This window comes from Campylobacter showae CC57C (genome assembly GCF_000344295.2).
GTDB lineage: Bacteria > Campylobacterota > Campylobacteria > Campylobacterales > Campylobacteraceae > Campylobacter_A > Campylobacter_A showae_B.
This window is the reverse complement of record NZ_AOTD01000268.1, coordinates 1-6,346: the sequence shown is the minus strand read 5'-3', so window position 1 is coordinate 6,346 and position 6,346 is coordinate 1. Positions and strand designations below refer to the sequence as shown.

The following is a 6,346-nucleotide window of genomic DNA, read 5'->3' as shown; positions in this document are numbered from 1 at the left end:
GATACGAAGCTTCTCATCGGTCTTTTGCATCGCCTTTTCAAACTCTTTTGCCGCCCGATCAGCCTTTATCTCATCTATCACGCCGCTAAATTCCGCCCAAAATTTATCCACTCTGCCGGCAAAGGTGCTTGGATTTTGCGTTTTTTCAGCCTTTTTACCAAAACTAAATAACCCCATACTATCTCCTTACATCAAATTTTATTTGTATTATAGCTGATTAACCTGCCTCATGTACACTGAAAGCAGCCGCCCAAAACCTCACATTTCTGGCAAATTTGCACGTATATGACTCCCTCGCCCTGTATCATCTCGCCAAATGGGATCTGCGCTAGGTGCTTCATCGTCCCGTCGCAGCTAGGGCAGGTTAGGTACTCGGCGTCCTGCACCCACTGCGGATAGCCGCCCACGGTCGTATCAAGCTCGCTAAAGCAGCCGTAAAACGGCGACACTTCGCCTCCTAGCTTAAATTTCATCCCGCACAGTCGCGCAAGATCCTGCTGCGAAAAGTAGCTTTCGTCAAAGCCTTCGCCATCATGGCTTAGCTCTATCTCGCCGTCTGGGCCGCGTTTGCAAAAATATCTGACCGAACCGACGCAGGTCGGGCAGCAGCGAAATATCGCGTCGTGCTTTAAATTTAAAAACGCAAGCCGCGGATCGGATGCCTTTAGACGCAACATATCCAGTATCTCGCAGCCGCAAAACTCGCACTTTTGGCCCGTAGGCTCGCCGATCTGTACGGACTCATCCGCGTTTTGGTTTGGGTTTAAATTTGCGTCTTGGCTCGCGATTTCGCCATCTTTTATGCGCACCGCGGTAAGGCATTTATCAAAAACGAGCGATTTTCGCTCGCCCGTCTCGTCAAACGCCCATCCGCCGATTTTTGCGTAAAACTCGGTGCCCACGTAGAGCTTTTTACGCCACGGCCTCGGGTTTTTATACAGCTCGTAAAAAAGCTCGGCCGTCTGCTCGCCGCCCTGCCACGCAAGTGCGCAAAGAAGGTGATTTAGCACGTTTTTGGAGTTGTCCTCTAGCGAGTTTAGTTTTGCTATGAGTGCGTATTTTACGTCATCCGGTGCACCGAAGTAGAGCTCTGGCGGATAGTAGATTTCCTTTGCCGCCGCGGCTCTCGCGATCCTTGGATCGTGGATGTCCAGCAGGCTAAAAAGCGCCCAAAAATCATTGCAAATCTCATCCCATTTTTCGATCTCGTCGATACGATCTGTGATTTTTAGGATCATCGCTTCTACTTCGTCGGCGCTTAGGTTTAAAATTTCGTCTCGCCTCTGCCTTTGGCTGCATGAGTGGCAGATCCCGTCGAAGTAGATTGTGTTTTCGCCGCATTTTGGGCATAGATGAGCGCCCATATTTGCTCCTTTGAGTTTAAAGTTCGTCAAATTTTATCAAATTTTGCAGCATTTGGCGAGCAAGCGCGGCTTTAAATTTGACTCCGTTTGCCTGCGCCAAATTTATCTATATCCGTAAATTTTTAGTCCGCTTTCGTCTATTTCGTAGTCAAATTTGCCCGCCTTCGTAACGGCCTCTAGTACCGCTTCAAGCGGATTTGGGATAAAATTTGAGGCAAGCTTTTCGGCTCTGTTCATGCGCGTTTGCTCGTAAAATTTAGGCACGAAAACCCAGTGTAAGTCTTTAAGCAAGATAGCTCCGTTGGCGCAGTCGAAATACCCGTCCTGTAAGCACCCAAAACCGCAGACGAGCGTGATCTCCTCGCCGCTTGATAGGTAGTTTTACGCGCATACCCTTGCACTCCGAGGCATCTAAAATTTCGCAGAGCTTAAGCCATTTTGCGTCGTTCATCAGCGACGCGAGGCGATCCGACTTTTTATCTAGCCTTTTTTGATAAATTTCATATTTTTTGTTGGGATTTTGCATGATTCTCCTTGGGGGCGGATAAATTTGCGCATAGATGAGTTTAAAAATCTAGAATAAAAATCGGTAGAAATTTAGGCGGGCAACCTCTCGCCTAAATTTGCAGATTAGGATTAAAAGCGAAATTTAGCGTCGTCCGTCAAATTTCGCCTATTAAATTTACTCTACCGTCACGCTTTTAGCGAGGTTTCGCGGCATATCGACGTCGTTGCCTAGCCTCACGGCGATCTCTAGAGCAAAAAGCTGCAGAATAATCATCATCTCGAAAAACTCGCTCATCGGGTGAGCTTGTTTGCTAGTCTTTATAAAATCATCGCTAAGCTCGAACTCCTCGGGACTAATCGCAAGTATATAGGCGTCGCGGGCAGCTAGCTCCTCGACGTTGCTTTTGGTTTTTTCGTAGAGTATGGTTTTTGGCATTAGCGCGATCGTAAAGAGTCTCTCATCGGCAAGCGCGATAGGGCCGTGTTTCATCTCGCCAGCTGGATAACCCTCGGCGTGCAGATAGGAGATCTCTTTGAGCTTTAGCGCGCCTTCTAACGCCAGCGGATAAAATATATCTCGCCCGATAAAAAAGAATCCGTGGCCGTGCAAATAGTGCTTGGCTAGGCGGCGGATGCGCTCTTGCGGCTCTTTGCTGATATTTAATATTTGCGGAACGTGTAGGAGCGCTGCGATCTCGCTTTTTAGCTCGTCTTTGCTTATTGATACCTTAGCCTGCGCGATTTGCAGCGCCAACATCCATAGTGTCACGACCTGCGTCGCGAAGGCTTTGGTGCTGGCTACGCCCTTTTCTATGCCGGCGCGAGTTAACAGAGTGTCGTCGGCTAGGCGCACGATCGAGGAGTTATCGACGTTGCAGATAGCTAGCGTCTTTAGCCCCGCTTGCTTGGCGATTTTTAGCGCCTCTAGGGTATCGGCGGTTTCGCCGCTTTGCGAGATGACGATAAAAAGAGCATTTTTGTTTAGTTTCGGGCGTCTATAGCGAAATTCGCTTGCGATCTCGACCTTGGCTCTAGCGTCTGCTAGTCGCTCAAAAAGGTAGCTAGACGTAAGGGCCGCATGATAGCTAGTGCCGCACGCGCAAATCACGATATCGTCGACATTTCGCAAGTACTCGTCGGTTAAATTTTCAAGACCTACTGCATCCTCTTTGACGCGTCCCATTAGCGTTTCGCTCACTACCGCGCTTTGCTCATAGATCTCTTTTTCCATGAAAAAGCGGTAACCCTCTTTTTGCGCGTAGCTTTTATCCGCAGGCAGCGCGGCAAAGCTCGGACTTAGTTTTTTTGCGTCTTTAAAAACCGCGATCTCATCTAGGCTAACAAATCCGTAGCTTTTATCGTCCAGGTAGCACACCTCTTTGGCTAGGCCGATTAGCGGGGCGTCCGAGGAGGCGAAAAATACCTCTTTTTCCTCGCTTTTGCCGATAGCTAGCGGCGCAGCGTCCTTGGCGAAGAAAATTTTGCCCGGAGCCGTTTTGGTGATAAGCAGCGTCGCGTATGCACCGTGCAGGCGCGCTACCGTGGCTTCGTACGCTTTAAAAGGCTCGCCGATGGTTTTTAAATTTTCCTCAAAAAGATGCACGATGACTTCGGTGTCGGTTTGACTGAGGAAGCTAACGCCCTTTGCCTCAAGCTCCTCTTTTAGCTCTTTGTAGTTTTCGATGATGCCGTTATGAACGACGAAGGAGTGCTCGCCAAGGTGCGGGTGAGCGTTGATCTCGGTCGGTTTGCCGTGCGTAGCCCAGCGTGTGTGTCCGATCGCGACGCCTTCGCCGCTAGAGCTAAAGCCCTCTGATTTTTTGGCTAAATTTTCAAGCTTGCCGGTAGCCTTAAAAAAGGCGATCTCCTGCGCGCATTTATCGCATCCGCCATCCAGGCTCATCACCGCCATGCCGGCGCTGTCGTAGCCGCGGTACTCAAGCTCTTTTAATCCGTTTAAAATAAACTCCCTTTTTTCTCTATGGCCGACGTAACCGACGATTCCGCACATGTTTACTCGCTTTCTAATAATTTTAAAATTTCGCCCAAATCCACGCCCTCGCGCTTTTCAATAAGCAGCAAATTTCGCGTCCTGTTTTTTACGGTTTGGATTCTGGCGTTGGCTATTTTTACATCAAATTCCTTAAAAACTCCCAATACGTAAGCCATCAGTCCGCGCTGATCTTTCGCGTTTATGCCCAGCTTTGCGTACTCTTGCGAGTGGTTTGGGTCAAAATTTAGCTCGCCTTTTAGTATTATCGGGCGATTTATCTGCGCTGAGGCGCCGCTTTTTAGCGAGATCTCGATGAGGTTTTTTAGGGTTTCTAGTTCGCTTGATTTTACATTTTTGTTAAACTCGAGCTTGACGTAAAATTTGCCCTCAAACAGCTCGAAAATCTCCATAAAACCAAGATCAAGGTGTGCCAAAGACGAGAGCAAAACCGCTAAATTCGGATAGTTTTGCGCGTAAATTTCGATGCTTAGGCTTTGGTGATTTTGTATCTGCACGCTTAGTTTATCGGCGTTTTGCGCGGCCCAGGCGATGCCGATGATGTCTGCTGGTTGGTATTTGGCAAAGAGCAAATTTGACCTGATAGCAAAAATTTTTTCTTTCAAATTTTCACTTAAGGCCGCAAATTTAGCGTTTCGCCTGATGCTGAGCTCCTTTTTTACGCGCCTTGAAGCCTCATCGAGCAGATTTTCATCCTCGAAGCTTTGCAGGCAAATGCCGTAAAGCTCGCGCAAAAGTCGCGCCAGATAGGGCGTATAGAGCTTTTCGTCGGTTGCGTTTATCACGCAGTAGGCGACGATATAGGAGAGTTTTAGGGTTTGCGGATCGCCCAGTTTTGAGATAAAGCTAAAAATCGTGCGCTGATCGTAGATGTCCTCGCGGTTTGCCACGTCGTTCATCAGCGTGTGGTAGCGCACGAGCGTAACGCCGATATTTACGGCCTTTGCGCTCAAATTTAGCTTTGCGGCGTAGGCGCGAAAAATATTTGAGCCAACGACCGAGTGATCGCCGCCTAGTCCCTTGCCCGCGTCATGCAGCAGCAAGGCTAGCTTTAGTAGCGTGCGTCCCTCGATGCAAAGCTCGTCGTAGAGCGATTTTACGAATTTGTCTTTGATATTTTCGGCAAATTTGACGCTTAAAACGCAGTGCTCGCCGACGCTAAATTTATGATAGCCGTCAAATTCGGCCAAATTTACGGCGTGTTCGAGCGGCTTAACTAAAACTGGCAAAATCTCCGCGTCCAAAAGCGCCTTGATGATGCAATGAGCGTGGTTTCGCATCAAAATTTTTCTAAAAAGCGCGAGCGAATCCTCGGTGTCCTCTTTGCTGATTTGCGCGCGCTTTAGGTAAAAGATTGTTCCGACGTCAAATTTATACTCCGCATCGCCAAGAGCCAAAAGCTGCTTTAGCACGGCGTTTAGCGGCCTAGCGCGGACGTGCAGCGGAACGTAAATGGTATTTTCAAACCTATAAAATCCGTTTTTTAGCCGCGCAGCTCGTAGTTCGCTAAATTTAGCCCCGCTTGTAAATTTGCTCCTATAAAAGCTAGAAACCAGATAGCGCGAAAAAACCGCGACCGAGTGCATGCAGGAAAAGAGCTTTTGCGAGATGACGCTGCTGTTTTCTTGCGTTTTTTTGGACTTGGTTTGCATGAGCGCGGTGATCTCGTTTAGCTTTGTGGGGGCAAAAACGTCCGAGCCTAGGGTCAAATTTTGCGCCGATTTTACGCAGAGGATAAAATCTGTCGCCAAATTTAGCGCGCTAAGCTCCTTTTCGTCGATAAATTTTAGAGCCTGCGAGCGCATGCTGATCTCGTTTTCAAAGCCGTTTAGAGCGCAGTTTAGATAGTAGATGTCGTTCGTACCGCCCAGGTCGTTTTTAAGATCAGGCTCTTGTTTTATGTTTGGGATATCGTTAAAGGCGCCTAGATTTTTGGCGTAAAATTTGAGATTTTTCTGCGCGTTAACCTCGCGAGTTTTATAAATCTGTGAGCGCGCGGCCTTATAGAGCGTACGCGAGCCGCAGATGTAGCGGATACGGCTAAATGCGGCCTTTGCTTTATGGTCGTTTTTATGCGCTTCGTAAATTTCGCCCAGCTCGCAAATTTTGATATTTAGTTTTAAATTCGAGCCCTCCAGCGTGGCGACTAGCTTTTTTAGGATAAATTTGACGTTAAAGCCTGCGTTCTCTTTAAAGACGATTAAAATCTCTAAAACCGAGCTTGTGGAGATGAGGTTGTCGGCGTACTTTTCGGTAGCGATGACGCAAAACGGGATAAAATCGACGTCCGGGTTAAAGTCCGCAAAAATCTCGTCCAAAACCTGCGTGCACAGAGCTTTTATCAGCTCGTCGCTTTGCTTTGCGATGAAATTTGCAAAGCCCTTGCCCTGAAGCTTTTTTAGCTGCGAGGCCAAATTTGCGCCGCCCAAAACGCCGCTTAAATTTCCTTTTAAAGCCACTTTTT

General features: G+C 48.1%; 5 protein-coding genes. All 5 read right to left on the bottom strand.

Features of this window, described 5'->3' with window-relative positions; translation table 11 throughout:
• Positions 1-227: 227 nt before the first annotated feature.
• The gene (locus H740_RS11095; RefSeq protein ID WP_002953883.1) at positions 228-1,364 is read right to left on the bottom strand and encodes a hypothetical protein; all 1,137 of its coding nucleotides are present in this window, start codon (positions 1,362-1,364) and stop codon (positions 228-230) included.
• 102 nt (positions 1,365-1,466) lie between these two features.
• Entirely contained in the window at positions 1,467-1,655 is a 189-nt protein-coding gene (locus tag H740_RS12320) for a hypothetical protein (RefSeq protein ID WP_002953881.1), read from the bottom strand.
• Positions 1,648-1,890 (bottom strand): hypothetical protein, encoded by a 243-nt coding sequence (locus H740_RS12315; RefSeq protein ID WP_002953879.1) that lies wholly within the window; start codon positions 1,888-1,890, stop codon positions 1,648-1,650. The genes H740_RS12320 and H740_RS12315 overlap by 8 nt, the downstream gene beginning before the upstream one ends.
• A 156-nt stretch (positions 1,891-2,046) precedes the next feature.
• Complete coding sequence (gene glmS / locus H740_RS11080; protein WP_002953878.1) at positions 2,047-3,882, bottom strand: glutamine--fructose-6-phosphate transaminase (isomerizing); 1,836 nt, start codon at positions 3,880-3,882, stop codon at positions 2,047-2,049.
• A gap of 2 nt (positions 3,883-3,884) precedes the next feature.
• Positions 3,885-6,341 carry an HD domain-containing protein gene (locus H740_RS11075; RefSeq protein WP_051052725.1) on the bottom strand — a complete coding sequence of 819 codons (2,457 nt, stop codon included), beginning with the start codon at positions 6,339-6,341 and terminating at the stop codon, positions 3,885-3,887.
• Positions 6,342-6,346: the final 5 nt, after the last annotated feature.